This window comes from Rhodanobacter sp. OR87 (assembly GCF_000473345.1).
Classification (GTDB): Bacteria; Pseudomonadota; Gammaproteobacteria; order Xanthomonadales; family Rhodanobacteraceae; genus Rhodanobacter; species Rhodanobacter denitrificans.
This window is the reverse complement of record NZ_AXBJ01000004.1, coordinates 1-25,320: the sequence shown is the minus strand read 5'-3', so window position 1 is coordinate 25,320 and position 25,320 is coordinate 1. Positions and strand designations below refer to the sequence as shown.

Below are 25,320 nucleotides of genomic sequence, written 5' to 3'. Positions count from 1 at the left end.
CCACCCCGGACATGATCGAGACCGACCAGCTCACCCGACGCTATGGCAACCTGACCGCAGTGGATGCGCTGAGCATCCGTGTCGAGCCGGGCCAGGTGCTCGGCCTGCTCGGCCCCAATGGCGCGGGCAAGTCCACCGCGATGCGCATGATCGCCGGGTTCCTGGTGCCCACTTCGGGTACCGCGCGGGTGTGCGGCCATGACGTTGTCCGCGAGCCGCTGCGGGCCAAGCGCGCGCTTGGCTACCTGCCCGAGGGTGCTCCGAGCTACGGCGAGATGACCGTGCGCGAGTTCCTGCAGTTCATCGTGCGCATGCGCGGGCTCAAGGCCGAGGCCGCTTACCGGCGGTTCGACGCGGTGGTGCAGCAGCTGCAACTGGAGGAAGTCCTGGGCCTGTGCATCGACACGCTGTCGAAGGGCCTGCGCCGGCGCGTCGGACTGGCCCAGGCGATCCTGCACGACCCGCCGGTGCTGATGCTGGACGAGCCCACCGACGGTCTCGATCCGAACCAGAAGCACGCGGTGCGCCAGCTGATCGACGCGATGGCGCGCGACCGCACCATCCTGGTCTCCACCCACCTGCTGGAGGAGGTGCATGCGCTGTGCAACCGGGTGGTGATCATCGCGCGCGGCAAGCTGCTGGCCGATGCCACGCCGGCCGAGCTGGAGGCGCGTTCGCGCTACCACGGCGCGGTGTCGTTCAGCGCGCCGGGCAGCGGCATGTCGCAGGAGATGCTGGGCCGCCTGCCGCAGGTGGCGGCGATCGAGGTGGACCCGCTGGACGGCCGCATCACGGTGTTCCCGAAGCCGGGCGCGCGGATCCTGGAGCCGGTCGAGACGCTGCTGCGCGAACAGGGGCTGGAGGTGTCGGAGATCCAGCTCGAGCGCGGCCGGCTGGACGAGGTGTTCCGCCAGATCACCACGGGTGACGGCGATGGCGTCGGAGGCCGCGCGTGAACCCGGTCAACGCCGTGCTGCGGCGCGAACTGCGCAGCTATTTCGTGACGCCGGTGGCGTACGTGTTCCTGGTGATCTTCCTGGTGCTGGCCGGCATCCTCACCTTCTACGCTGGCGATTTCTACGAGCGCGGTCAGGCCGACCTGCAGCCGTTCTTCACGATGCACCCGTGGTTGTATCTGATCCTGGTGCCGGCGATCACCATGCGCATGTGGGCGGAGGAGGCCAAGGGCGGCACGCTGGAGCTGCTGCTGACCCTGCCGCTGACGCTGTGGCAGGCGATGCTGGGGAAGTTCTTCGCGGCGTGGCTGTTCATCGGGCTGGCACTGGTGCTGACCTTCCCGATCTGGATCACCGTCAACTACCTGGGCTCGCCGGACAATGGCGTGATCCTGGCCGGCTACCTGGGCAGTTGGCTGATGGCCGGCAGCTTCATCGCGATCGGCGCCTGCTTGTCCGCGCTGACCCGCAGCCAGGTGGTGGCATTCATCCTCACCGCACTGGTGTGCGTGCTGCTGATCCTGGCCGGCCAGCCGCAGGTGCTGGATTTCTTCTCGGGCACGCTGCCGCGCAAGCTGATCAACGCGGTGGCGCACCTGTCCATGCTGCGGCATTTCGAGGCGATCGCGCGCGGCGTGCTGGACATCCGCGACCTGGTGTATTTCCTGCTCAGCACGATCGGCTGGCTGGTCGCCGGCGTGCTGCTGCTCGACCTGAAACGGACGCGCTGACGCGATGCCCCGCTCACGCCTGCATCGCCTGTTCACCACCCCGCTGCAACCGACCCGGCGCGGCGCGCTGTATGCCGCGCTGGTACTGCTGGTGCTGCTGTTCGTGCCGCTGATCGTGGTCAGCAGCCGCGGGTTGCACGCCTCGCGGATCGACCTCACCACCGACAAGTTGTACACGCTGACCCCGGGCACGTTGCACATCGTCGATACGCTGCAGCGCCCGCTGCGGCTGACCTTGTACTTCTCCGAGCATGCCACCCGCGATCTGCCGCAGCTGCGCAGCTACGAACAGCGCGTGCGCGAGATGCTGCAGGAGATGGTGGCGCGCTCGCATGGCCGCATCCGCCTGCAGATCATCGACCCGGTGCCGTACTCGGACGACGAGGCCAGTGCCGAAGGCAACGGCCTGACCGCGGCAAACGGCGGCAGCAACGGCGAGCGGGTGTTCTTCGGCCTGGCCGGCAGCACCCTTTCCGGCGGCCCGGAGAGCGAAGGCGCGGACGATCGCGTGCCGGAGAAGACGCTGGCGATCGCGTTCTTCGACCCGGCCCGCGAGGCCTTTCTGGAATACGACATCGCCAAGCTGCTGTACGAGTTGAACCAGGCCAGCAAGCCGCCGATCGGGGTGATCAGTTCGCTGCCCGTGCAGGGCAATCCGGTGCTCGGCGAGCAGCCGTGGGCGGTGCTGCAGCAGCTCGGCCAGCTGTTCGACGTGAAGCCGCTGGATGCGTCGACGCTGCAGAAGGTCGACGACGGCATCAGGGTGCTGCTGCTGATCCACCCCAAGCGGCTGCCGGTCGATGCGCAGTATGCGATCGACCAGTACGTGCTGCGCGGTGGCCACCTGGTGGTGTTCGTCGACCCCGACGCGGAACTCGACGCCTCGCCGTACGGACCCGACAGCATCACCTTCCCCGACCACGGTTCGGACCTGCCGCGGCTGTTCAAGGCCTGGGGCGTGAGCTACGACCCGCACAAGGTGGTGCTGGACCGGGCCCGCGCGCTGCAGATCGAACTGGCCGGCAGCAGCCTCAACCACCCGGCGATGCTCGACCTGGGCGCGCAGGAGCTGAACCGCAACGACGTGGTCACCGCCAGCCTGCAGCGCATCAACGTGTCCACCACCGGTTACTTCGACCTGGCCGCCGATGCACGCACGCGGCTGGTGCCGCTGCTGCAGAGCAGTGCCGAGGCCGAGGTGGTGCCGACCCAGCGGGTGCTGGATGCAAGCAGCGACCCCACCGCGCTGCTGCAGGATTACCGGCCGGACAACGCGCACTACGTGCTCGCCGCGCGCCTGCGCGGCACCTTCGACAGCGCGTTTCCCGAGCGGGCTGGCGTGGCCGGCCACCGGGCCCGCTCGGCGCCGGATGCCGAGGTAATTCTGGTCGCCGACACCGACCTGCTCAGCGACCGGCTGTGGGTGGAGCCGCAGACCATCCTGGGCCAGACCATGATGCGGGTGTTCGCCAACAACGGGGATTTCGTCACCAACCTGGTGGACAACCTCAGCGGTTCCTCGGCGCTGCTGTCGATCCGCGGCCGCTCCACCTCGCAACGGCCGTTCACGCGGGTGCAGGCGCTGCGCAACGTGGCCGACCAGAAGTTCCTGCAGAAGGAACACGAGCTGGAGCAGGAGCTGGCCGATACCCGTCGCCGGCTGGACGAGCTGCAGCCGGCCAAGGGCAGCCACGGCAGCGCCGCCAGCGCCGAGCAGCGCCGCGAGATCGAGCAGTTCCGCCAGCGCCAGCTGGCGATCAACAAGGAACTGCGCGACGTGCAGCACCAGCTCAACGCCGAGATCGACGCGCTCGGCCTGCGCCTGAAGTTCATCAACATCGTGCTGGTGCCGGCGCTGGTGGTCTTGCTCGGCCTGCTGTATGGCTGGCGGCGTACCCGCTACAGCCGCCGGCGGCGTTGAGAATCTGCACGAAGCCACGGAGCAGGGCGTCCGCAGGCTCCAGGGCGGCGAACTGCCGCAGGCCTGCGGCGCCGCTGCGGCTGACTCCGCCGGCGTGCGGCATTATGCTGGGCGGTCGCCGGCCGTTGCCGGCGCAGACCGAAGTGCCGCTGCAGTGACCGCAACCTTGCTGAAATGGATCGTGCCGTGGGAGTTCTCGTGGGTGCTGCTCGCGTGCTTCGTGACGGCCGCCGCGCTGTACCTGCGCGGCAGCCGTCGGCTGCCGGTGAGCTTCGGCCGCCGGCTGGCGTTCTGGTGCGGCATGGCGATCATCTACCTGTCGCTGCACACCTACCTGGATTACTACGCCGAGCATGAGTTCTTCATGCACCGCATCCAGCAGTTGCTGCTGCACCACATCGCGCCGCTGCTGATCGTCACCGCCTACCCGGCCACAGTGCTGCGCGCCGGCCTGCCGCTGGCCTGGCGGCTGCGCCTGCTGCGGCCGCTGCAGCGTTCGTGGCCGTGGCGGCTGCTCGGCGGCGTGCTGCTGAACCCCACCGTGGCGACGCTGCTGTTCATCGCCTTCATCCTGATCTGGCTGATCCCGTCCATGCAGACGCTGGCGATGCTGGACTGGCGCATCTACCGTTTCATGAACTGGAGCATGCTGGTCAGCGGCTTCGCCTACTGGTCGCTGGTACTCGACCACCGGCCGCATCCGCCTGGGCGGATGACCGCCGGACTGCGCGTGCTGTCGCCGGCGATCACCATGACGCCGCAGATCGTGGCCGGCGCGATCGTCACCTTCTCCAAGACCGACCTGTACCCGATCTTCGAGATCTGCGGCCGCGCGTTCACCTTCAACGTGCTCACCGGGCAGCTGATCGGCGGCGTGATCATCTGGGTGCCGTCGGCGCTGGTGGAGTCGATCGGCGGCCTGATGGCGCTGCGCATGTGGCTGCGGCTGTCGCGCCACGGCCGCTTGCCGCGCAAGCCGCTGCGTCGGCCCGCCGCGCGTGCGGCCGCGGTCGAGGCGCGCGTGCCGGACTGAAGCCTTCCTCGCGGTTCAGTGGCCGTGCGGCATCGCGCCGTGGTCCATCGCCGGCATCGCGTGGTCGGTGTGCTCATCGCCGGCGTCCAGCGCATTCGCCGGGCGTGCGATGAAGTCGGTGGCCAGCGTGCTGCCGTCGCCGAACTGCAGGGTCAGGGTGACGGTGTCGCCGGGTTTCACCGGCGCGTTCGGCTGCATCAGCATCAGGTGGTAGCCGCCCGGCGCCAGTTCCGCCTTGCCGTGCGCGGGCACGTCCAGCGCGTCGACCATCGCCATGCGGCTCATGCCGCCCGCGCGCGAACTCTGGTGCAGCATCACCTCGGCGTACACCGTGCTGCCGGCGCCGCGCAGCGCGACCGGCTTCTCGCCATCGTTTTCCAGCGTGACATAGGCGCCGGCCGGCAGCGCGCCGGGCAGCACGCGGATCCAGGCGTGGCTGGCGCGGATGTGGTCGGCGTCGGTGGCGTGGGCGCCGCCGGCCAGCAGCAGGCCGGCCAGCAGCAGGGTGGCTAACTTCATATGGGATGACTTCATGCGGGATGACTTCATGGGGTGGCTCCGGTGTCGAGCAGCAGGTGCAGGTCGTGCACCAGGTCGTCCTGCGAGGCGGACGGCGTAGCCAACACGCGGGCGCGACCGTCGCGGTCGAAGATGTAGATCGCCGAGCTGTGGCTGACTTCGTAGGCGCCGTCGGCGGAACTGGGCTCGCGGGTGAAGGCGGAGCGGTAGCGCTTGCTCAGCGCCTCTACGCTGCGCGCATCGCCGACCAGGCCCACCGCCCGCTTGTCGAACGCGCTGACGTAGCCGTGCATGATCGCCGGCGTGTCGCGCGCCGGGTCGACGCTGACGAACAGGATCCGCGCGCCGTCGGCCAGCGGCCCCAGCCGCTGCATCACCACGTGCAGCTGCGCCAGGGTCAGCGGGCAGACGTCGGGGCAATGGGTGTAACCGAAGTACAGCACCGCTACCTTGCCGCGGTAGTCGGCGCCGGTGACCGCCTTGCCGCTGTCGTCGGTGAGCTTGAAGTCGAGGTCGGGCATGTGCCCGCTGATGTTGGTCAGCCGGAACGGCAGCGGTTCGCCGCGGTGGCAGCCGCCCAGCAGCAGGCCGGTGGCAAGCAGCAGGAGCGGCAGGGCGGGGCGCAGCCAGTGGCGGGGCTTCATGCGAGAATCCTGGGTCTTCATCCGTTCAAGCATACGACACCGACCGCATGGCCGGATTTGCCAGCCCAGGGAAGACACGCACGATGCGACAACCTGCCAGTACCCGTATCGCCGTGCTGATCGGCATCGCCGGCGCCAGCGCGGTGCTGCTTGGCGCGTTCGGCGCGCATGCGCTGCGCGGCGTGCTCGACGCCCGTGGCGCCGAGTTGTGGCATACGGCGGTGACCTACCACGCATGGCATGCGCTGGCGCTGGCCGTGGCGGCCGGGCTGGGGCGCGGCCGCAGCGGGCGCGTCGCGGTGGCGGCGTTCGTCGTCGGCATCGTGCTGTTCAGCGGCAGCCTGTACGCATTGGCGCTGGGGGCGCCGCGCTGGGTCGGGATCATCACGCCGTTCGGCGGGCTCGCCTTCGCTGCCGGCTGGCTCGCGCTCGGGTGGGCGTTGCGCACGCGTAACGAATAGTTCTTGCGGGTGTCATCCCGTGGTCATGGCCGGTTGCGATGGTGCCGGCATGAACGCGCAGCTCGCCCTTCACCATCGATCGCTTGCGGCGTGGTCACCCGGCCGCATGCCGCGCAGCCTGCCGGTCATCCTGCTGCTCGCGCTGTTGTCGGCATGCCTGCTGTGGTGGTGCTGGCCGGCAGCCGATCGTGCGGCGGAACAGCCTTCGATCCAGCCACTCGTGCACTGGCAGGACGCGGATCACGACTGGCTGCTGGTGGTCGACCCGGCGACCCGCGAGCTGGTGGTCTACGACGCCACCGACGGCCGTCCGCTGGAGCGGCTCGGCGCGGACGACGGCTTGCCGGACGTGCAGTCGATCGCACAGCAGGGGTCGTGGTTGTTCGTGACGGGCCGACAGCACCCGAAGGTGCACCTGCTGAAGTTGCCGGAGCTGCGGGCGGTGGCCGTGGGCGGCCGCTAGAAACCGCCGGCCAGCGGCAGCGCCACGTGCAGCACCAGATCGGCGCAGAAGTGCGCCAGCATCGCGTGCTCCAGCCCGTACTTCCAGAACAGGCCGCCGAACACGACGGCGACGACGGCATTCAACAGCACGATGCGCGCAACGAGCAGCGGGGTACCGAGCAGGCCGGCGGCATGTGCGGCGGGCAGATGACCGGCGCCAAACAGCAGCGCGGCCAGCACGATCGCCAGCACGAACATCCACGGCCGCGCCACGCGCCGGTTGCAGCGTGCCAGCAGCCACACCAGCGCGCTGACCAGCAGCAGCCGGCACAGCACTTCCTCCACGATGCCGCCGTAGAACGAAACCAGCGCGCCGCGCCACGCCTGAATGATGTTCTCCGCATGCTTCGGGCCGAGCGCCGACAAGCCGACCACCAGCAACCCCGCCAGACCGCCGAGCAGGACGGCCAGCCACCAGCGTGGGCGTCGTGCCGGATCGCGTGGCCGCCGGTGCACCCAGGCGCGCAGCCAGGGCGCATCGAGGCCGTACGGCGCACCCAGGTACAGGCCAAGCCAGCCCAGCAGCCAGCACAGCACGCCGGTCTGCGCCGCTGCGGCCAGCACGATGGCCGGCAAGGGCAACGGCAGTGCGGTGAATTTCTGCGGCGTCAGCGCCATCGCGTACGGCATCAGCGCCAGCGTGGCCAGCGCGCCAGCGATGCCGAACAGCGCGGCGAGTTTCAGGTTCGGGCCGCTGACCGGAAGGGTGGGCGGCTGGACAGGCATGCGTGCGGACTCCTTGGTTGAGCCGTTCAATCCGTGTCGTTGTCGTCGGCTGCCGGTCTGGCCGGGCCGGCTTTCAGCCGGCCAGCCTTGCGCAGCGCCTCGCGCAGCACGTATTCGATCTGCGCGTTGACGCTGCGCAACTCGTCGTCCGACCAGCGCTGCATCGCGTCCAGCACGGTGGCGCTGATGCGCAGTGGGTAGGCTTTCTTCTCGCCGGCCATCGTGACGTGTCAGTACAACGTGCCGGTATTCAGCACCGGCTGGGTGCCGCGCTCGCCGCACAGCACCACCAGCAGGTTGCTGACCATCGCGGCCTTGCGCTCCTCGTCCAGGTTCACCACGCCGCGCTGGCTGAGCTGGTCCAGCGCCATCTCGACCATGCTCACCGCGCCCTCGACGATCTTGGTGCGGGCGGCGATGATCGCGCCGGCCTGCTGCCGCTGCAGCATCGCCTGGGCGATTTCCTGGGCATAGGCGAGGTGGCTGATGCGCGCCTCGACCACCTGCACGCCGGCCTTGCCGAGGCGGGTCTGGATTTCGTCGCGCAAGTGCGAGTTGATCACGTCGCCGTGGCTGCGCAGCGACGGCTTGCCGTCGTCGTGGGCGTCGTACGGATAGCTCTGCGCCATCTGCCGCAGCGCCGATTCGCTCTGGATGTGCACGTAGTTCTCGTAATCGTCCACGCAGAACACCGCTTCGGCCGTATCCAGCACCTGCCATACCACCACGGCGCCGATCTCGATCGGGTTGCCGTCGTTGTCGTTGACCTTCAGCTTGCCGCTCTCGAAGTTGCGCACGCGCAGCGAGATGCGCCGGCGGCTGTAGAACGGGTTGGTCCAGCGCAGGCCCTCGTGGCGCACCGTGCCGGCATACTTGCCGAACAGCTGCAGCACCTGGCCTTCGTTCGGGGCGACCTGGAAGAAGCCCTTGAGCAGGAAGGCGTCGAGGGCCAGCAGCAGTGCGCCGCCCAGCAGCAGCGTGAGCGGCGGCGCATCCGGTTGGCCGTGGATGGCACCGACCACCATCCACCCGCCGATGCCGGCCAGGATCAGGCAGAAGCCGACGAAGGGAATGCCGGCGACGGAAAAGCCATTGCGTTCGTTCATGAGTGGTCTCCCTGAGGTGTGATGATTAGATATCAAAATGATATCTAATACAAGGAGGCTGCCCTGCCGGCGCGGGCGATGCCGGATGGCCGCTTACAATGCGGGTTTGCCGCCCCGGAGAACCCGATGAAGCCCTTTGGCACACCCCATTCCGACCACGCTCTGCGCGTCCTGCTGCTCGGGGCCGGTGAGCTGGGCAAGGAGGTGGCGATCGAACTGCAGCGCTACGCGGTGGAGGTGATCGCGGTGGATCGCTATGCGAATGCGCCGGCCATGCAGATCGCCCATCGCAGCCACGTCGTCGACATGCTCGACGGCAAGGCGTTGCGTGCGGTGATCGAACTGGAAAAGCCCGACCTGGTGGTGCCGGAGATCGAGGCGATCCACACGCCGACCCTGATCGCGCTGGAAAAGGAAGGGCAGCGGGTGATCCCGACTGCCCGCGCGGCGTGGCTGACCATGGACCGCGAAGGCATCCGCATGCTGGCCGCCGAGGAACTGAAATTGCCGACGTCGCCGTATCGCTTCTGCGACGACGAAACACAGTACCGCGAGGCGGTGGCTGCGATCGGCTACCCGTTCGTGGTCAAGCCGGTGATGAGTTCGTCCGGCAAGGGCCAGAGCGTGGTGCGCGGCGCCGGCGGATTGCAGCACGCGTGGGATTACGCGCAGTCCGGCGGGCGCGCCGGCAGGGGGCGGGTGATCGTCGAGGGCTTCGTCGACTTCGACTACGAGATCACCATGCTCACCGTGCGGCACGTCGATGGCGTGAGCTTCTGCGCGCCGATCGGCCATCGCCAGGAGGAGGGCGACTACCGCGAATCGTGGCAGCCGCAGCCGATGAGCGATGCCGCATTGGCGGAGGCGCAGCGGCAGGCCGCCGCGGTCACCGGTGCGCTGGGCGGCTGGGGCGTGTTCGGCGTGGAGTTCTTCGTCAAGGGCGATACGGTGATCTTCTCCGAGGTCAGCCCGCGGCCGCACGACACCGGCCTGGTCACGCTGATCTCGCAGGAGCTCTCCGAGTTCGCGCTGCACGCGCGGGCGATCCTCGGCCTGCCGATCCCAGTGATCCACCAGTACGGGCCGTCGGCCTCGTGCGCGGTGCTGGTCGAAGGCGACGGCGCGGGGCCGCGCTACCATGGCGTAGCCGCGGCGCTGGCCGAGCCGGACACGCAACTGCGCATCTTCGGTAAGCCCGAGGTGAAGGGGCGCCGGCGCATGGCGGTGACGCTGGCGCGCGCCGGCACGCTGGAAGCGGCAGTGGGCAAGGCGGTGCGCGCGGCGGGCCACCTGCGCGTGGAGCTGTGAGCGCGCACGACCTGATGCGCTAGGCTTGGCGGTGACGGCGGTGGCCGTCACCGGCATTCGATTGACCGAAGGAGAGGCAGGATGGAATCCACCGGCTTTGCGCACTGGCTGGTTGTGCTGGTCGAACTGGTCACGACGTTCGCCCTGCTGTTGCTGGCCCTGGCGGTGGTGGTGCTGGCGGTGACCTGGGTGGTCGACCGCAACCAGACCGGCAATGCGGTGCTGCGCAACTTTCCGGTGGTCGGCCACTTCCGCTACTGGTTCCTGCACCTGGGCGAGTTCTTCCGCCAGTACCTGTATTCCAGCGATCGCGAGGAGATGCCGTTCAACCGCGCGCAGCGCACCTGGGTCTACCGCGCCGCGAAGAACGTCGACAACACCAATGCGTTCGGTTCCAGCCGCGACCTGCGCGCGGAGGGCGTACCGTTCTTCGTCAACGCGCCGTTCCCGGACCTGGGCATGGACCACGTCGAGCCGGTGCCGGTGACGATCGGCCCGTACGCGCGCGAGCCGTACAGCCACGCGGCGTTCTTCAACATCTCGGCGATGAGCTTCGGCGCCTTGTCGGCACCGGCGGTGCGCGCGCTGTCGCGCGGCGCGGCCAAGGCGGGCATCTGGATGGATACCGGCGAAGGCGGGCTGGCGCCGTACCACCTGGAAGGCGGCTGCGACATCGTCTTCGAGATCGGCACCGCCAAGTACGGCGTGCGCACGCCCGAGGGCAGGCTCGACGACGACAAGCTGCTGGCGATCTGCGCACACCCGCAGGTGAAGATGGTCAGCATCAAGCTCGGCCAGGGCGCCAAGCCCGGCATGGGCGGCCTGCTGCCCGGCGCCAAGGTCACCGCCGAGATCGCCGCGATCCGCGGCATCCCGGTCGGCGAGGATTCGCAGAGCCCGAACCGCCACCTCGACATCGGCAACGTGTCGCAGCTGATGGACAGCATCGGGCACATTCGCGAGCTCACCGGCAAACCGGTCGGCTTCAAGGCGGTGCTTGGCGGCGTCGAGTGGATCGGCGAGCTGTGCGATGAAGTGTACCGGCGCGGCATCGAGAGCGCGCCGGACTTCATCATCGTCGACGGTTCCGAGGGCGGTACCGGCGCGGCGCCGCAGACCCTGATGGAAGGCGTCGGCCTGCCACTGCACGAGGCGCTGCCGGCGCTGCTCGACATGCTGATCGTCAAGGGCCTGCGCCAGCGCATCAAGGTGGTCTGCTCGGGCAAGTGCATCACCGCCTACGACGTGGCGTGGGCGCTGTCGATCGGCGCGGATTTCGTCAACTCCGCGCGCGGCTTCATGCTGGCGCTGGGCTGCATCCAGTCATTGCAGTGCAACCGCAACACCTGTCCCACCGGCATCACCACGCAGAACCCGAAACTGCAGCGCGGCCTGGTGGTCAGCGACAAGAGCGAGCGGGTGTACCACTACGCGAAGAACCTGATGCACGAGGTCGGCATCATCGCGCACAGCTGCGGGGTCAGCGAACCGCGCCAGCTCAACCGCAGCCACTGCCGCGTGGTCGGCGACGACGGCTTGTCGATCCCGTTGGAGAAGCTGTTTCCCTACCCGCAAGCTGTCCCACCGAGCGAGCACCCGTAGGAGCCCGCTCGCGAGCGATGCTCTTGCTTTTGCGAATCCCGGCTCCCGGCTCCAACGAGCGGCCGCCTACGGCATCGCCTGCCAGCCTTCGGCGGTGCGGATCTGCAGCGGCTTGAAGCGCCGCTTGTAATCCATCTTCGGGTGGCCGTCGATCCAGAAGCCCAGGTACAGCCACGACAGGCTGTGGCGGCGGCACAGCGCGACCTGTTGCAGGATGGCGCAGGTGCCGAGGCTGCGTGCGGTCTCGTCGGGGTCGTAGAAGGTGTACACGGCCGAGGCGCCGTTGGGGCAGACGTCGGTGACCGCTACCGCGAGCAGGCGCTCGCCCAGGCGCAGTTCCATGAACAGCGTGGGGCTCCATGGCGCGGTGAGGAAGCGGCGGAAATCGCTGGCCTCCGCGTCGTCCATGCCGCCGCCGGCGTGGCGGCTCTGCAGGTAGCGTTCGTACAGCGCGTGGCGCTCGCGGTTGTAGCCGGGGATCGACTCGCTGACCACGAGATCGGCGTTGCGTTTCAGGCAGCGGCGCTGGGCGCGGTCGGGCCGGAAGTTCGCCACGTCGATGCGGCACGGCGTGCAGGCGTGGCATTGCGCGCAGTGCGGGAAATACAGGTGGCCGCCGGCGCGGCGGAAGCCGCGTTCGAGCGCCGGCCCGTACAGCTTGTCGAGGTTTGGCGCGGCCGGATCCAGCACCAGGTTCTGCGCCGTGCGGTCGGCGTAGTAGCCGCATGCGTGGGGCAGCGTCTGGAACAGGCGGACTTGGTCGGAACGGCGCATCTCGCGATTCTATGCCGCCCACGGCGGCGGTGCACCTTGCCAGCTCAGGCCACGCGCAGGAAGCGCAGCATCGCCACGGCGAGCACCGCCAGCACCGCCAGCAGCACGATGCGACGCACGCGAACCACCGTGCGCGCACGCCGGTCGGCCGGGGTGGGGTTGCGCGCGGCGGCCAGTTCCTCGCCGTAGCGGATCACCGGCTCGATACCCAGGTCGAGCAGCAGTTTGCGCGCCCGGGTGTAGTCGTCGGCGTGGGTGATCCACACCTGCGCCCAGCTGCTGCGGTCGTTCTGCCGCTGCGCGTAGCTGAAGCGCTGCCAGCTCGGGCGGTTGTAGTTGGAGCGGTTGGCCACGGTCGCCTCGATGCCGTGTTCGGCCATCAGGGCGACCACGGTATCGATGTTTTCCTGGCGGGGCGAGGTATAGATCTGGCGCATGCGGGGAGTTTACGCGAACGGCCCGGCGTCGGTGCTCAGTCGCCGCGCACGCGGATCAGCCCTTCCTGCGCGGAGGAGGCGACCAGGCGGCCGTCGCGGCTGAAGATCTGCCCGCGCGCCAGACCGCGCCCACCTTGCGCGGTGGGGCTGTCGAACGAGTACAGCAGCCACTCGTCGACGCGGAACGGGCGGTGGAACCACAGCGCGTGGTCGAGGCTGGCCATCTGCACGTTGTGGGTCATGTACGAGATGCCGTGCGGCAGGGTGGCGGTGCCGATTAGGTGGAAATCGGAGGCGTAGGCCAGCAGCGCGCGGTGCAGGATCGCCGAGTCGTCGATCGGCGAAGTCAGCCGGAACCAGATGTGCTGGATCGGCGGGCGCTTGACCGGGTGCAGTTCGTCGCGCGGCCACACCTGGCGGAACTCGAACGGGCCGTCGATGCCGAGCCAGCGCTGCAGCTTCACCGGCAGCCGCGCCAGCTCGCCGGCGGGCAGCGGGTGCAGCGGCTCGATGTCTTCCGGCGCCGGCACTTCCGGCATGCTGGTCTGGTGCTCCACGCCGGGCTCGGGCGCCTGGAACGAGATCGATCCGTTCAGGATCGGCTGACCGTGCTGGATCGCCACCACCCGCCGCGAGGAAAACGTGCCGCCGTCGCGGGTGCGCTCCACGCTGTACACGATCGGCGCCTCGATGTCGCCGGCGCGCAGGAAATAGGCGTGCAGCGAATGCGCCTCGCGCGACGGGTCGACCGTTTGCTGCGCCGCCGCCAGCGCCTGCCCCAGTACCTGGCCGCCGAACACGAAACGGGTGCCGATGTCGCGGCTCTGGCCGCGGAACAGGTTGTCCTCCAACCGTTCCAGCTGCAGCAGTTCGACGAGTTCGGCGACGTGGTCTTCGCTCATGGCGGGTCCTTGCGGGGGTTCGCCAGTATAGCGGTGGCGGTCGCCCGAATCCGCACTCAGCGGGCGACGGCCAGCCCCGGGGCAGCCTCGAACGTGACCGCGAGCGCCGTGGGTGCGAGCGCGGCCAGGAAGTCGCGCGCGTCGAACGCCTGGCCCGCGGCGAGCGCACCGTGCCTGCGGGCACGGCCGTCGAGGATGCGTTGCAGCGCCTCGACCAGCAGTGGCGCGGTGACGGCGTAGATGTCGCGTCCGCGGGCGATCGCGCGGCACGCGCGGTTGCCGCGCCGCACATGCACGTCGACGACGAAACGCTGTGCGGAGCGGCCGCTGGCGTCGGCGGCGAGCGGCGCTGGCGTGGCCGGATCGCGCAAGTCGCGCAGCGGTGCCAGGTTCATCCACGAGTGCAGGTTGCGGCAGGCGATGTGGTGCGGCACCACGATGGCCTCGGACAGCGGCAGCAGCACCGTTTCCAGCCGCCCGAACGGTGCCGGGAAGTCGGTCTCGCGCACGGGCGCGGGGTCGGGCACGGTGCAGGTGCGGCCCTGCTCGACGTACGTGCGCGGGTAATGGTTGCGCTCGCCGGTGAGGCGGGTGCCGCGCGTCGGATGCCAGCCGTCGAGCGCGACGGCGATGTCCACCGTGTCCGCGTCGGTGGCGCCGTCGAGCGCGGCGCTGGCCAGCAGATCGGCGAGGCCGCCGTAGAAAGCCATCGCCGGCACCACCGTCACGCCCGCGGCTTTCGCCTCGGCATCGCGCGCCAGGGTGTCGGTCACGGCATGCTGTTCCGCCGCCACGTCGAGATAGTGGATGCGTGCGCGCAGCGCCGCGTCCAGCACCGGCGCGGCGGTGTCGAGAAAAGGTCCGGCGCAATGCAGCACGGCGGCGGTGCCGGCGAAGGCGGCATCCAGCGCAGCGGGGTCATCGGTGGAGGCGACGCGGACCTCGACGCCGGCGACCGTGGCCAGGTCATGCAGCCTGGCCGCGTCGCGGCCGCAGGCCACCGGCACGAAGCCACGGCGGCGCAGTTCGGCCACGACGAAGCGGCCGGTATGGCCGTAGGCGCCATACACCGCGATGCGGTGGGAGGAATGCGCCGTCATGCCTGGTCCCCCTGCGCGGCCCACAGCCGCCGTGCTTCGTCGGCGATCACGTCGGGGCGCTCCTCCGGCCAGAACAGCTTGCTGCCTGCGAGCCGGCGCACGCCGAGCGAGCGGCCGAAGGCGCGGTCGAGGAAGCCCGGGTTGGCGGCGGAAAAGATCGTATCGGCGCTGCCCCAGACGATGCGCACCGGCACACGCGATCGCGCGAGCGAGGGGCCGATGCCGGCCAGCGCGTTGCGCTCCAGCGCGATGGCATAAGCGTGCGCGAAGTCGCGGCTGCGCCGTGAGGCCAGCAACGGCGTGAAATAGGTTTCGATGGCTTCGTCGGTGGGGTGCGCGGGATCGGTGTAGCACATGCCGCCGATGCCGTCAGTCGAACGCGCGAGGGCGTGGTTGTCGCGCCATGTGCCCAGCCATTCGTCGACGAAGCGGCCCTGCTGCGCCAAGTCGATCACCGGAAGGAGCGCCGGCGGCGGGCAGTTCTCCTCGGTGTCGCCATTGGTCAGCAGCAGGCTGCGCACGCGGTCGGGGCGGCGTGCGACCAGCAGCTGCGCCACGGCGCCACCGCTGTCGTTGGCGACCACGTCGGCGCGCTCGACCTGAAGGGTGTCGAGCAGGGCGACCAGCATGGCGACCTGCGCCTCGGGTGCGCAGGATTGCCCATCGGCGACCTCGGTGTAGCCCATGCCGAGAAAGTCGGGCGCGATGCAGCGCCGGTACGCTGCCAGCCGGTCGAGCGCACCGCGCCACTGGAAGCCGTTGAGCGGGAAGCCGTGCAGGAACAGCGCCGCCGGCCCGCTGCCGCGCTCGACGTAGGCGATGCGACCGAACATGGTGCGGGTATGGCGGCGCGCGGCGTGGAAGCCCGCCGCGTCCATCGGTGCCGACACGGCGCCGGTGCGCGGCCAGCGAACACAGCCGGCGAGGCTACCCACGCACACACCGGCCAGCGTGCCGGCGGACAGGGCGAGGAAGCGGCGCCGGGGCATGCCCGGCGCCGCCCGTCGAGCGGCAAGCGAGGAAGCTTGGTCGCTCACGACTTCGCTGCCGCCTCGCGCAGCTTCTGTGCGCATTCCTCGCAGCAGACCTCGACGGTGCGGCCGCCGATGGTGACCTTGATGGCGTTGCCGTCGAGCGGATAGTCGCAGGCGGCGCAGGTGGTTTCGTTCATGCTGGGTCTCCGGGTGATGCCCGCGATCGGGCAGGCACAGGAGACCACCGGCCGCCGCCGGCGGCTGTCAGGATCTTTAGCGATTCACGACGACCTGAGAGGTTGAGACTATCAACCTCTCAGGCCGGCCATGGATGGCCGGCTGCGGATCGGGCACGCCAGTGCCTGATTCGCGTGAGCGAGTCCGGGCATGTACCGGACTCGCGATAAAAGAAAACCACAGGATGTGGTTTTCTTTACAGCTTCTGTGCCAGCGCGGCCTGGCGGAACGCCGTGGGCGTGTGGCCGTAGGCCCGGCGGAATGCTGCGCTGAAATGGCTGTGGCTGGAGAAGCCCAGATCCTGCGCCAGCGCGGCGACGTCCGCGCAATCGGCGATCCGATCCAGCGCATGGGCCAGGCGCAGGCGCAGGTGATAGCGATACAACGGCATGCCTTCGACCTGCTGGAAGGCCTGGGTGAGGTAGACCGGCGAGCCGCCGATGTCCGCCGCGATCTCCGCCAGCGTCCAGCGCCGGGTGAGGTCGCTGGCCAGCAGCAGCTTGGCCCGGTCCACCAGCCGCTGCCGCGCATGGCTGGCGCCGGGCGCGTGGGCGGTGCGCGGGCCGAGGCTGCGACAGACCAGGGTCAGCGCCAGGCTCTCGGCTTCCAGCGGCTCGATGCTGCCGTGGTGCAGGCTGTGCCGCAGCAAGGCCACCAGTACCTGGGTGCGCTCGTCGATGCGCAGCGATTGGCCGCGGAACACGGGTTTGTGGCGATCCTGCAGCAGTCCGGCCGGCGCCAGCTCGCGCAGCAGCGGTTGCGCGATCGACAGCGACAAACAGGCATCGCCACCCGCCGCCGGATGGCTCACCTGATAGCCCTGGTCGGCGTTGAACAGCAGCACGTGGTTGGCATCGGCCACCGACTGCGTGCTGCCCACGTGGCGCAGGAACAGGCCGCGGTACGGAAAGACCAGGTGAGTGGCGACCGCGCATTCCTCCGTGCTGCGATGACGGCAGGCGCCACGGCAGTGCACGTCGTGCGCCGCGACGAGCGGCGTTTGCAGCAGCGGCTGGACAGTGAACTCCGACATGGCGCAGGCCGGGGGAGGCAGGGCCGGAGTCTAACGCAGTCGTTGCAGGCCGCAGGCCGGCACGACGACGTCCCACGGGAAGCACACGCCGGGGTCCAGCTTGCGACGGACCTGCCGCGCGGGATCGTCGCTGGCCGGCATCAGGTCGGTGTCCAGGTCCTCATGCCCGGCGATCTGGCGCAGCGTGGGGAACGCCGCGCGCAACTGCGCCAGCAGGGCGCTCAGCGCGGCGATCTGTGCGTCGGGATAGGGCTCATCCATCTGCTGATGGCGCGAATCCCACCAGTGCGGATAACGGCCCCGGTTGACCAGCTCGATGCCGATCGAGTTCGGGTTGTGCCCGCGCACGTGGTTGGCCACGCGGGTGCCGGGCACGTAGCGATACACCGCGCCATCGCGGTCGACGTAGTAATGGCCGCTGTTGCCGGTGCCGCTGGCGTGCAGCACGCGTTCGCCGTACGCGCGCGCCATGGCCAGGTCCGGCAGTTCGGTGCAGTGGATCACCACCAGCTCGACCGCGTCGGCCGGGCGTTCGGGCAGGAGGTCGACATAAGGCAGCGGCTGCTCGTGGATGCTCAGGCTCATGCGCCGCAGTTTCGCATGCGGCAAGGGCCCGCGGAAACGCCGCCTGTTACCATGCGCGCCTTGCTTCCAGCAGTCTCACGGAGACGCGCCATGCGCGGCCAGATCATTCTTTCGCACGGCTCGGACTCCAGTCCGCAGGCCACCAAGGTCAGCGCGCTGGCCGCGCTGGCCGAATCGCTGGGCTGGCGTACGCAGCGGCCGGATTACCGCACCGACGATGCACGCGGTCACGCAGGCTCGGTAGCGCCGCGGGTCGCCCGCCTGCGCGCCACCATCGAGGCGCTGGAGGCGCCGCCGTTGCTGGTCGGTTCCAGCATGGGTGCGTTCGTCTCCGGCCTGGTCTCGCTGGACGTGCCGGTGGCCGGCCTGCTGTTGCTGGCCACGCCCAGCGAGATTCCCGGTTATGCGCGCAAGTTCGACTTGCGCCCGGAGGTGCCCACGCTGCTGATCCACGGCTGGCGCGACGAGGTCTGCCCGCTGGCGGGCGTGCACGCGTTCGCCGCGAAGCGCCGGCTGCCGTTGCTGGTGCTGGATGACGACCATCGGCTGGGTTCCAGCATGGCCATGATCGACGCACAGTTCCGCCACCTGCTCGACCAGCTGGCCGTTGCCGCATGAGCCACTATTTCGCTACCTGCCCGAAGGGCATGGAATACCTGCTGCGCGACGAGCTGGTCGCGCTCGGTGCGCCCGACGTGCGGGAGGCGCTGGCCGGCGCGCATTTTTCCGGCACGCTGGAGACGGCCTACAAGGCCTGCCTGTGGTCGCGCCTGGCCAGCCGCATCCTGCTGCCGCTGGCCGAGTTCGACGCGGCCGACGACGATGCGTTGTATCGCGGCGTGCAGACGATCGACTGGAACGAGCACCTGGCCGCACACGCCACCTTCGCCGTGGACGCCGGCACCGCGCTGAGCAAGCTGACCCACAGCCAGTTCATCGGCCTGCGCACCAAGGACGCGGTGGTCGACCAGTTCCGTCAGCGCGACGGCTCGCGTCCTGGCATCGACACCGACGAGCCGGACATCCGCATCAACGTCCGCGTGCGTCGCGACCGCGCCACCGTGTCGCTGGATCTGGCCGGCTCGCCGCTGCACCGGCGCGGCTGGCGCGAGGAGCAGGGCGAGGCGCCGCTGAAGGAAAACCTCGCGTGCGCGATGCTGCTGCGCGCGCGCTGGCCGGAGGTATACGCCGCCGGCGGTGCCTTGCTCGACCCGATGTGCGGTTCGGGCACGCTGCTGATCGAAGGCGCGCTGATGGCGGCCGACGTCGCCCCTGGCCTGCGCCGCGAATATTTCGGTTTCCTCGGCTGGCAGCAGCACGACATTGCACTGTGGCTCGGTCTGCTGGACGAAGCGAAGCAGCGCGCCGAAACCGGCCTGCGCGGCCTGCGCAGCGTGTTCTTCGGCAGCGACGCCGACCCGCGCATGGTGCAGACGGCCAAACGCAACGCGCAGGCGGCGGGCGTGGCCGGCTTCTTCACGCTGGATCGGCAGGACGTGGTGCACGCCGTGCCGCCGCCCGGCGTCGACCACGGCCTGGTCATCACCAACCCGCCGTACGGCGAGCGGCTCGGCGATCGTGCCGAGATGCCGAAGCTGTACCGCGCCTTGGGCGACACCCTGCGCCAGCACTTCATCGGCTGGCGCGCCGCCGTGCTAGCCGGTGACGTGGAACTGGGCCGCGCGATGCAGCTGCATGCGGACAAGCGCTACGCGCTGTACAACGGCGCGCTGGAAACGGTGCTGCTGACCTTCGACCTGAAGCCGCGCGACGAGATACCACGCGAGCCAAAGCCGCTGTCGGCCGGCGCGCAGATGCTGAAGAACCGGCTGGAAAAGAACGTCAGGCACCTGCGCAAGCGGCTGCTGCGCGAGGATATCCACTGCTGGCGCGCCTACGACCAGGACCTGCCCGAGTACGCTGCCGCGATCGACGTCTATGGCGACGTGCACGGCGACGACCACCTGCACATCCAGGAATACCGCGCACCGGCCGACATTCCCGCCGACGTGGCGCGGCTGCGCCTGCGCGAGATCGCCCGGGTCGCCGGCGAGGTGCTCGGCGTGCCGCGCGAGCGCATCGCGATCAAGACCCGCGAGCGCGGCAAGGGCGGCTCCAAGTACGGCCAGCTCGACCAGCGCGGCGAGTTCATCGAGGTGGCGGAGGGCGGCCTGAAGTTCCTAGTCAACCTTACCGACTATCTCGACACCGGCCTGTTCCTCGACCATCGGTTGGTGCGCGCGAAAGTGCGCGAGCTGGCCGAGGGCCGCTGCTTCCTCAATCTGTTCTCCTACACCGCCACCGCCAGCGTGTACGCCGCCGCCGGCGGCGCGCTGGAAACCACCAGCGTGGACTTGTCGGCGACTTATCTGGAATGGGCCTCGCGCAATCTCGCGCTGAACGGCTTCAGCGGCGTGCGCCACCGGCTGATGCAGTTCGACGCGCTGGAGTTCCTGCAGCGCGACCGCGGCCACTACGGCCTGATCTTCGTCGACCCGCCGACGTTCTCCAACTCCAAGCGCGCCGACGATTTCGACGTGCAGCGCGACCACGTGGCGCTGCTGGAAGCCTGCAACGGGCGGCTGACCCGCGACGGCGTGATCGTGTTTTCCAACAATTTCCGCCGCTTCAAGCTGGATCGCGAAGCGCTGGAAGCCCACTTCGACATCGAGGACTGGAGCGCCCCCAGCATCCCGTTCGACTTCGTCCGCCGCGCCGATATCCATGGCTGCTGGCTGCTGCGCAGGCGCCAGGCTGTGACGGGGATCAATCCCTGGGATACGGCGCACATTAAAAAATGAACCCTTCAGTGCATATTAAGCGTGATCGGACGAGCATCCATCCCGTACAACGGAGAACGATCATGACCAAACGCTTCGGTAATGCAGGCAAGCTGGCAGTCATCGGTTTGGCGGTCGCGGCAGCTGTGGCCATGCCGTTGAGCGCGTCGGCGCACGATCACGGTGATCGTGGTTGGCATGGCGGCGGGTGGCACGGCGGTCACCACGATTACGACGGCGGTTATTACCGCCACGGCGGCTACTGGAGCGGCGGCCGCTGGATCGCCGGCGCCATCGTCACCGGTGCCGTGGCCGGCCTGGTCAGCGACGCGCTGCGCCCGGCACCGGTGTATTACGAGGCACCGGTGGTGTACGGCCCGCCGCGCACTGTGATCTACGAGGATGCCCCGGTCGTGCGTCGCCGCGTGGTCGAAACCCGCACCGTGGTGTATGGCGACCCGTACCAGACACGGTATATCCGCGAAGATGGTGACGATGACGACGACTGAGCAATGCGTGGGATCATTGCATTGCGCAACGAAGAGCCCGGCCTGTCCGGGCTCTTCGTGTTTCGGCGGCCGGTGCCTCAGTGCGCCGGCAGGGCCGTCGGCAGCTCGGCGCCGCTGCCGTGCCGGGTGGCGTGCTCGCCGAGCTGCTTGAAGCGGGCCTTGTCGATCCTGCTGACGGACTCGATCGCGCACGGCGGCTGGTAGCGCGAGTGCACCGTTTCACCCACCTCGCCGCAGATGCGGCCCCGGTTGACGATGGCGTTGGACGGGTTGGGCCGGAAGATCAGCCCGGGCGGTGGCGTGCCGAGTCGCGGGCAGTCATTCTGCAGCGTCACCAGGTAATGCTTCGGACCGGTGCGCACGATGGCCGTGCGCGCATCGACGATGTACCACTCGTTGATCTGCGTCGTGTCGATGCACTCGTTTGCGGGCAACGGCGAACGGGCTCGGCTTGGCTCGGCCGCGTGCACGTTGCCGATAGCGAGGACGAACAGCAGGGCGGGAAGAATCGCTTTCATGGGCGTTACCTCGTCGGTTGCGCGGAGCGGGTATCGTGAACCGGCCGCGGGAGCTGCACGCCGGCTGCGACGGCGGCCGTCGGGGGCGGCGCTGCAAAGCATCTGCCATCTTCATATCACAATAAGTGAACGGTTGGCGCGGCATGCTGGCGGACATGTTTTTGAACTGTCTGCATCGCGAAACGCTCCGTACCGAGGCCGCCGTGCGGATGCCGGGAGGGCGCCGGTGACGACCTGGCAATCGTCCGCGCCGGCCGGCATCGCGGCGCGATTCCGCCAGGTACGCCAATGCACGCTGGCGCTGTGCGCCGGCCTCAGCGCCGAGGATCTGCAACTGCAGTCGATGCCTGACGCCAGCCCCGGCAAGTGGCACCTGGCGCACACCAGCTGGTTCTTCGAGCAGTTCGTGCTGGGCCGTGACCCGGCCTACCGGCCGCGTGATCCGGCCTGGCATTACCTGTTCAACTCCTACTACCAGTCGGTCGGGCCGATGCATGCGCGGCCGCAGCGTGGTCTGCTGTCGCGCCCGTCGCTGGACGAGGTGCTCGATTACCGCCGCCATGTCGACGACGCGGTGGGCGAGCTGCTGGAACGCAGCGACGATGCGGAACTGCCCGGACTGGTCGAGCTGGGCCTGCAGCACGAACAGCAGCACCAGGAGTTGCTGCTGACCGACATCAAGCACGCGTTCTGGTGCAATCCGCTGCAGCCGGCCTATCGCGCACCGATTGCCGCGTCGGCAGATGCGAAAGTCGTGCCGCTGCGCTTCGTCGATGGCCGCGAGGGCATCGTCGAGATCGGCCACCGCGGCGAGGGCTTCGCGTTCGACCACGAGACCCCGCGCCATCGCGCCCTGCTGCAGCCGCACGCGCTGGCCAACCGGCTGGTGACCAACGCCGAATACCTGGCCTTCGTGCGTGAAGGCGGCTATCGCGAACCCGGGTTGTGGCTGTCCGACGGCTGGGCCACGCTGCAGCGCGAGGGCTGGCAGCATCCGCTCTACTGGCAGGACGACTTGGCCAGCGAGTTCACCCTGGCCGGCGCGCGCGCGCTCGACCCGCACGAGCCGGTCTGCCACCTCAGCTATTTCGAGGCCGACGCGTTCGCGCGCTGGGCCGGCGCGCGGCTGCCCACCGAGGCCGAGTGGGAGTCGGTGGCGCAGGGCGTCGCGATCGACGGCAACCTGCAGGACGCGCAGCGCTTCCAGCCGCGTGCGGCAAGTGGCGATGCCGGCCTGCTGCAGCTGTACGGCGACGTGTGGGAGTGGACCGCCTCGCCCTACGTCAGCTACCCGGGTTTCCGCCCGCTGCCCGGTTCGCTGGGCGAGTACAACGGCAAATTCATGTGCGGCCAGTGGGTGTTGCGCGGCGGTTCCTGCGCCACGCCGCGCGATCATGTCCGCGCCACCTACCGCAATTTCTTTCCACCCCAGGCCCGTTGGCAATTCGCCGGGCTGCGACTGGGACAGGACCGATGAGCAGTGTGCAACCCTTTGGCCTCAGTGACGACGAGCGTCGCCCGCCGTCGAGCGATCTCCTTGAAGTTGTCCAGCGCGGCCTCGGCGCCCGCCCCAAGCGGCTGCCGTCGTGGCTGTTCTATGACGAACGCGGCTCGGCGCTGTTCGAGCGCATCTGCGAGCAACCGGAGTACTACCTCACGCGCTGCGAGATCGCGCTGATGGACGAGCACGCCGCCGACATTGCCGGCGTGCTCGGCAGCGGCGTGCGGCTGGTCGAATACGGCAGCGGCAATGCGCACAAGACCCGCATGCTGCTGCAACATCTGCACGAGCCAGTGGCCTACGTGCCGGTGGAAATTTCGCCCGAGCCGCTCAGGCGCAGCGTCGAGCGGCTGGCCGCGGCGTTTCCGCAGCTGCCGCTGCAGCCGCTGTGCGCGGATTTCAGCAAGCCGCTGCGACTGCCGATCCCGCCGCGTGCGCCGCGGCGCACCGTGCTGTATTTCCCTGGCTCCACCATCGGCAATTTCGACAACCGCGAGGCGGCCGTGCTGCTGCGCAAGATGCGCAACGAGATGGGCGACGCCGGCGGCATCCTGATCGGCGCGGACCTGAAGAAGGATCCAGCGCTGATCGAGGCGGCCTACAACGACCGCGCCGGCGTCACTGCCGAGTTCACCCTGAACATGCTGGCGCGGCTCAACCGCGAGATCGGCAGCAACTTCGAGCTGTCGGCGTTCGCCCATCGCGCGCACTACAACCCGATGGCCGGGCGCATCGAGACGCACATCGTCAGCCGCCGCGAGCAGCAGGTCAAAGTCGGCCGCGTGAACGTGCCGTTCCGCGCCGACGAGGCGATCCAGGTCGAGTACAGCTGCAAGTATTCGCCGGAGGACTTCGCCGCGCTGGCCGCCCGTGCCGGGCTGACCGTGCAGCGCGTGTGGACCGACCCGCAACGGATGTTCAGCGTGCAATACCTGGTGCGCGCCGGCATGGCGCGCTAAATCCTGCGCTTTCAAGGACGTGTAAGACCGGGCTATCCGCAATTGAATGCGCTGTCGCCTTCACTTGGGCTGGACGGTGATGCAGAAATCCGCAAGAACTTGCTTGTTGACAAACGCATGCTTTTGGGTTAAGCATCAACGCCGCGTCAAATTCAAGACGCTAAGTCGGGAAGTCATTTCTCGACAGCCTAATTTCAGGGGAAGCACAGGCTATGCGCACAGGGATCGTGTTCGGTCTTTTCTTGGCGGTCGTCTCTTCGGCTGCCCACGCTCAGTACAACGGAGTCGATCCCTACGAGGAGTTTGGCAAGCGCCTCAACGCGGCCCAGCAAGTCACTCCTCTCACGTCGACGCTGTTTGGCGATAACGTCAGTCTCTATAACGGCGCGACCGAGTTCGGCGTGACGGACGTAGATATTCCCGGCAACAACGTGCTGCCGGTGCAATTGCGGCGCAGGCTGGTGATTGAGGATCGTCGCGCCGATCCCGGCAGCTCTTTGGCGGGGTTCGGCGACTGGGATATCGACATACCTTACATCGTGGCGACGGTCATCACGCAGAACGGCTGGCAGTTGAATCAGAGTTCCGGCTACAGCTACAACCGTTGTAGCGACAATGTTGATTGGCCCAATATGGAGGTATTCATCCCCATCACGAGTTCGGTGGGTGATGCGCCTTATGGGCAAGTGTGGGGCGGCAACAGGATGCATGTCCCGGGCGGCGGGGATCAGGAGCTGTTGGCCAATACGCAAGCCGCGTCGCCTGCGTACGCGTTGAGGCAAACTTATCCTTGGGTGACCAGTGGCAACTACCGGGTCAGTTGCATGGCGACTGCCCAGAACGGCCTTGCTGGCGAGGCCTTCGTGGCGACCTCGCCATCGGGTGTTCGCTATACCTTCGACTGGGCAGTCACGCGCCAGGCACCGCTACTCGCCTGGCAATATTCGACAACGGCCAAGCCGTTTGCTGTCGGGCGCACCAACGTCTATCTGCTGGTCACGCGTGCCCAGGACCGTTTCGGCAACTGGGTCAATTACAGCTATACCGGCGATCAGCTGACCCAGATCACATCCAGCGACGGGCGCACAATCACCCTGACATGGTCGGGCAGCACCATCACCTCGGTGACCAGTGCCTTGGGCACTTGGTCATATACCTATGTCACCGGGTCCAACGGCAAACCGCAGCTGAGTGCTGTGACGCGGCCGGACGGCTCGCAATGGACCTATGCCGTCACATCGGGCACATTGGTCACGACCAAGAACGATCCTGATTAGCGACGACGCTCAGCCATGAAAATTGTCGACGGCGCGCAATTTCGTCTCTGGCCAAGGCTTGCACAGGGTCATGGCGCGCGCCAGTCGCGGCAGCAGCTCGGCAAGTCGGAAACGGCGGTTGAAGCGGTAGGCGGCTTCGGCCAGATAGCGCCGCGCGTACTTGGCCTGGCGCATGGCGTGGTAGCAACCGCTGATCGCTCGTTTGACGTTGCCGAGCACCACG

At 68.6% G+C, this 25,320-nt stretch carries 29 protein-coding genes; 14 read left to right on the top strand and 15 right to left on the bottom strand.

Annotation, left to right across the window (positions count from 1 at the left end):
• Positions 1–11 precede the first annotated feature (11 nt).
• The 4 genes from RHOOR87_RS0104690 to RHOOR87_RS0104675 all read left to right on the top strand — a co-directional run bounded on the left by RHOOR87_RS0104690 (position 12) and on the right by RHOOR87_RS0104675 (position 4,641).
• A complete protein-coding gene (locus tag RHOOR87_RS0104690) occupies positions 12–956 on the top strand; it encodes an ABC transporter ATP-binding protein (protein ID WP_027484378.1) in 945 nt (314 codons plus the stop codon).
• Positions 953–1,687 carry an ABC transporter permease subunit gene (locus RHOOR87_RS0104685; RefSeq protein WP_007507751.1) on the top strand — a complete coding sequence of 245 codons (735 nt, stop codon included), beginning with the start codon at positions 953–955 and terminating at the stop codon, positions 1,685–1,687. Before RHOOR87_RS0104690 ends, RHOOR87_RS0104685 begins: the two co-directional genes overlap by 4 nt.
• Positions 1,688–1,691: 4 nt before the next feature.
• A complete protein-coding gene (locus RHOOR87_RS0104680) occupies positions 1,692–3,608 on the top strand; it encodes a GldG family protein (RefSeq protein WP_007507753.1) in 1,917 nt (638 codons plus the stop codon).
• Between the two features lie 154 nt (positions 3,609–3,762).
• Positions 3,763–4,641, top strand: a complete 879-nt coding sequence (locus RHOOR87_RS0104675; protein ID WP_007507755.1) for a cytochrome c oxidase assembly protein — start codon at positions 3,763–3,765, stop codon at positions 4,639–4,641.
• 15 nt (positions 4,642–4,656) lie between these two features.
• Here the strand turns inward: RHOOR87_RS0104675 and RHOOR87_RS0104670 are convergent, their stop codons facing one another.
• Together RHOOR87_RS0104670 and RHOOR87_RS0104665 are read right to left on the bottom strand one after the other, a co-directional pair.
• Positions 4,657–5,175: a copper chaperone PCu(A)C gene (locus tag RHOOR87_RS0104670; protein ID WP_231381726.1), complete on the bottom strand. Its 519-nt coding sequence runs from the start codon at positions 5,173–5,175 to the stop codon at positions 4,657–4,659.
• A gap of 11 nt (positions 5,176–5,186) precedes the next feature.
• On the bottom strand, positions 5,187–5,804 hold the full coding sequence (locus tag RHOOR87_RS0104665) for an SCO family protein (protein WP_007507760.1): 618 nt from the start codon (positions 5,802–5,804) through the stop codon (positions 5,187–5,189).
• A gap of 83 nt (positions 5,805–5,887) precedes the next feature.
• Here RHOOR87_RS0104665 and RHOOR87_RS0104660 point away from each other — a divergent pair, with 83 nt between their 5' ends.
• Positions 5,888–6,265 (top strand): DUF423 domain-containing protein, encoded by a 378-nt coding sequence (locus RHOOR87_RS0104660; RefSeq protein ID WP_015448297.1) that lies wholly within the window; start codon positions 5,888–5,890, stop codon positions 6,263–6,265.
• Positions 6,266–6,314: 49 nt separating this feature from the next.
• Entirely contained in the window at positions 6,315–6,728 is a 414-nt protein-coding gene (locus tag RHOOR87_RS0104655; protein ID WP_231381725.1) for a hypothetical protein, read from the top strand.
• Here RHOOR87_RS0104655 and RHOOR87_RS0104650 read toward each other — a convergent pair.
• Genes RHOOR87_RS0104650 through RHOOR87_RS0104640 form a run of 3 tightly spaced genes read right to left on the bottom strand, consistent with a single transcriptional unit; the run spans position 6,725 to position 8,601 of the window.
• Positions 6,725–7,495 (bottom strand): CPBP family glutamic-type intramembrane protease, encoded by a 771-nt coding sequence (locus RHOOR87_RS0104650; RefSeq protein ID WP_027484376.1) that lies wholly within the window; start codon positions 7,493–7,495, stop codon positions 6,725–6,727. The two genes, RHOOR87_RS0104655 and RHOOR87_RS0104650, sit on opposite strands and share 4 nt — an antisense overlap.
• A gap of 26 nt (positions 7,496–7,521) precedes the next feature.
• Positions 7,522–7,716, bottom strand: a complete 195-nt coding sequence (locus RHOOR87_RS0104645; protein ID WP_007507770.1) for a hypothetical protein — start codon at positions 7,714–7,716, stop codon at positions 7,522–7,524.
• A 9-nt stretch (positions 7,717–7,725) separates the two neighbouring features.
• The gene (locus RHOOR87_RS0104640) at positions 7,726–8,601 is read right to left on the bottom strand and encodes an SPFH domain-containing protein (protein ID WP_027484375.1); all 876 of its coding nucleotides are present in this window, start codon (positions 8,599–8,601) and stop codon (positions 7,726–7,728) included.
• A gap of 126 nt (positions 8,602–8,727) precedes the next feature.
• On the opposite strand from RHOOR87_RS0104640, the gene purT reads away from it, so the two are divergent.
• Together purT and RHOOR87_RS0104630 are read left to right on the top strand one after the other, a co-directional pair.
• Complete coding sequence (gene purT / locus RHOOR87_RS0104635) at positions 8,728–9,909, top strand: formate-dependent phosphoribosylglycinamide formyltransferase (protein ID WP_027484374.1); 1,182 nt, start codon at positions 8,728–8,730, stop codon at positions 9,907–9,909.
• Positions 9,910–9,990: 81 nt separating this feature from the next.
• Positions 9,991–11,511, top strand: a complete 1,521-nt coding sequence (locus RHOOR87_RS0104630; RefSeq protein ID WP_027484373.1) for an FMN-binding glutamate synthase family protein — start codon at positions 9,991–9,993, stop codon at positions 11,509–11,511.
• A 66-nt stretch (positions 11,512–11,577) separates the two neighbouring features.
• Here the strand turns inward: RHOOR87_RS0104630 and RHOOR87_RS0104625 are convergent, their stop codons facing one another.
• The 8 genes from RHOOR87_RS0104625 to RHOOR87_RS0104590 form a co-directional block, all read right to left on the bottom strand.
• Positions 11,578–12,285 (bottom strand): arginyltransferase, encoded by a 708-nt coding sequence (locus tag RHOOR87_RS0104625; RefSeq protein ID WP_027484372.1) that lies wholly within the window; start codon positions 12,283–12,285, stop codon positions 11,578–11,580.
• Positions 12,286–12,329: 44 nt separating this feature from the next.
• The gene (locus tag RHOOR87_RS0104620; protein ID WP_027484371.1) at positions 12,330–12,722 is read right to left on the bottom strand and encodes a hypothetical protein; all 393 of its coding nucleotides are present in this window, start codon (positions 12,720–12,722) and stop codon (positions 12,330–12,332) included.
• A gap of 35 nt (positions 12,723–12,757) precedes the next feature.
• Entirely contained in the window at positions 12,758–13,624 is an 867-nt protein-coding gene (locus tag RHOOR87_RS0104615; RefSeq protein WP_027484370.1) for an acyl-CoA thioesterase II, read from the bottom strand.
• A 56-nt stretch (positions 13,625–13,680) separates the two neighbouring features.
• Positions 13,681–14,724, bottom strand: coding sequence for a saccharopine dehydrogenase NADP-binding domain-containing protein (locus RHOOR87_RS0104610; protein WP_015448290.1), 1,044 nt, complete (start codon positions 14,722–14,724; stop codon positions 13,681–13,683).
• Positions 14,721–15,713 (bottom strand): alpha/beta hydrolase, encoded by a 993-nt coding sequence (locus tag RHOOR87_RS0104605; protein ID WP_015448289.1) that lies wholly within the window; start codon positions 15,711–15,713, stop codon positions 14,721–14,723. The genes RHOOR87_RS0104610 and RHOOR87_RS0104605 overlap by 4 nt, the downstream gene beginning before the upstream one ends.
• Before the next feature lie 44 nt (positions 15,714–15,757).
• Positions 15,758–15,895, bottom strand: a complete 138-nt coding sequence (locus RHOOR87_RS20585) for a hypothetical protein (protein ID WP_007507792.1) — start codon at positions 15,893–15,895, stop codon at positions 15,758–15,760.
• A gap of 236 nt (positions 15,896–16,131) precedes the next feature.
• The gene (locus RHOOR87_RS0104595) at positions 16,132–16,968 is read right to left on the bottom strand and encodes an AraC family transcriptional regulator (protein ID WP_007507794.1); all 837 of its coding nucleotides are present in this window, start codon (positions 16,966–16,968) and stop codon (positions 16,132–16,134) included.
• 30 nt (positions 16,969–16,998) lie between these two features.
• Complete coding sequence (locus RHOOR87_RS0104590) at positions 16,999–17,553, bottom strand: N-acetylmuramoyl-L-alanine amidase (protein ID WP_007507797.1); 555 nt, start codon at positions 17,551–17,553, stop codon at positions 16,999–17,001.
• Between the two features lie 90 nt (positions 17,554–17,643).
• Between RHOOR87_RS0104590 and RHOOR87_RS0104585 the strand changes: the two genes are divergently transcribed.
• The 3 genes from RHOOR87_RS0104585 to RHOOR87_RS0104575 all read left to right on the top strand — a co-directional run bounded on the left by RHOOR87_RS0104585 (position 17,644) and on the right by RHOOR87_RS0104575 (position 20,842).
• Positions 17,644–18,171 carry an alpha/beta hydrolase gene (locus RHOOR87_RS0104585; RefSeq protein WP_007507799.1) on the top strand — a complete coding sequence of 176 codons (528 nt, stop codon included), beginning with the start codon at positions 17,644–17,646 and terminating at the stop codon, positions 18,169–18,171.
• Complete coding sequence (rlmKL, locus tag RHOOR87_RS0104580; RefSeq protein ID WP_027484369.1) at positions 18,168–20,354, top strand: bifunctional 23S rRNA (guanine(2069)-N(7))-methyltransferase RlmK/23S rRNA (guanine(2445)-N(2))-methyltransferase RlmL; 2,187 nt, start codon at positions 18,168–18,170, stop codon at positions 20,352–20,354. The genes RHOOR87_RS0104585 and rlmKL overlap by 4 nt, the downstream gene beginning before the upstream one ends.
• 62 nt (positions 20,355–20,416) lie before the next feature.
• On the top strand, positions 20,417–20,842 hold the full coding sequence (locus tag RHOOR87_RS0104575) for a hypothetical protein (RefSeq protein ID WP_007507858.1): 426 nt from the start codon (positions 20,417–20,419) through the stop codon (positions 20,840–20,842).
• A gap of 77 nt (positions 20,843–20,919) precedes the next feature.
• On the opposite strand, the gene RHOOR87_RS0104570 is transcribed toward RHOOR87_RS0104575, so the two are convergent.
• Positions 20,920–21,360 carry a DUF6491 family protein gene (locus RHOOR87_RS0104570; protein WP_027484368.1) on the bottom strand — a complete coding sequence of 147 codons (441 nt, stop codon included), beginning with the start codon at positions 21,358–21,360 and terminating at the stop codon, positions 20,920–20,922.
• Positions 21,361–21,586: 226 nt separating this feature from the next.
• On the opposite strand from RHOOR87_RS0104570, the gene egtB reads away from it, so the two are divergent.
• From egtB to RHOOR87_RS0104555, 3 genes are all read left to right on the top strand, one after another.
• Positions 21,587–22,837 carry an ergothioneine biosynthesis protein EgtB gene (egtB, locus tag RHOOR87_RS0104565; RefSeq protein ID WP_027484367.1) on the top strand — a complete coding sequence of 417 codons (1,251 nt, stop codon included), beginning with the start codon at positions 21,587–21,589 and terminating at the stop codon, positions 22,835–22,837.
• Positions 22,834–23,820 carry an L-histidine N(alpha)-methyltransferase gene (egtD, locus tag RHOOR87_RS0104560; protein WP_027484366.1) on the top strand — a complete coding sequence of 329 codons (987 nt, stop codon included), beginning with the start codon at positions 22,834–22,836 and terminating at the stop codon, positions 23,818–23,820. Before egtB ends, egtD begins: the two co-directional genes overlap by 4 nt.
• 212 nt (positions 23,821–24,032) lie before the next feature.
• Entirely contained in the window at positions 24,033–25,097 is a 1,065-nt protein-coding gene (locus RHOOR87_RS0104555; RefSeq protein WP_027484365.1) for a hypothetical protein, read from the top strand.
• A 9-nt stretch (positions 25,098–25,106) separates the two neighbouring features.
• Here RHOOR87_RS0104555 and RHOOR87_RS18990 read toward each other — a convergent pair.
• The coding region (locus RHOOR87_RS18990) for a transposase (RefSeq protein WP_043795360.1) at positions 25,107–25,320 on the bottom strand (214 nt) is incomplete at its 5' end.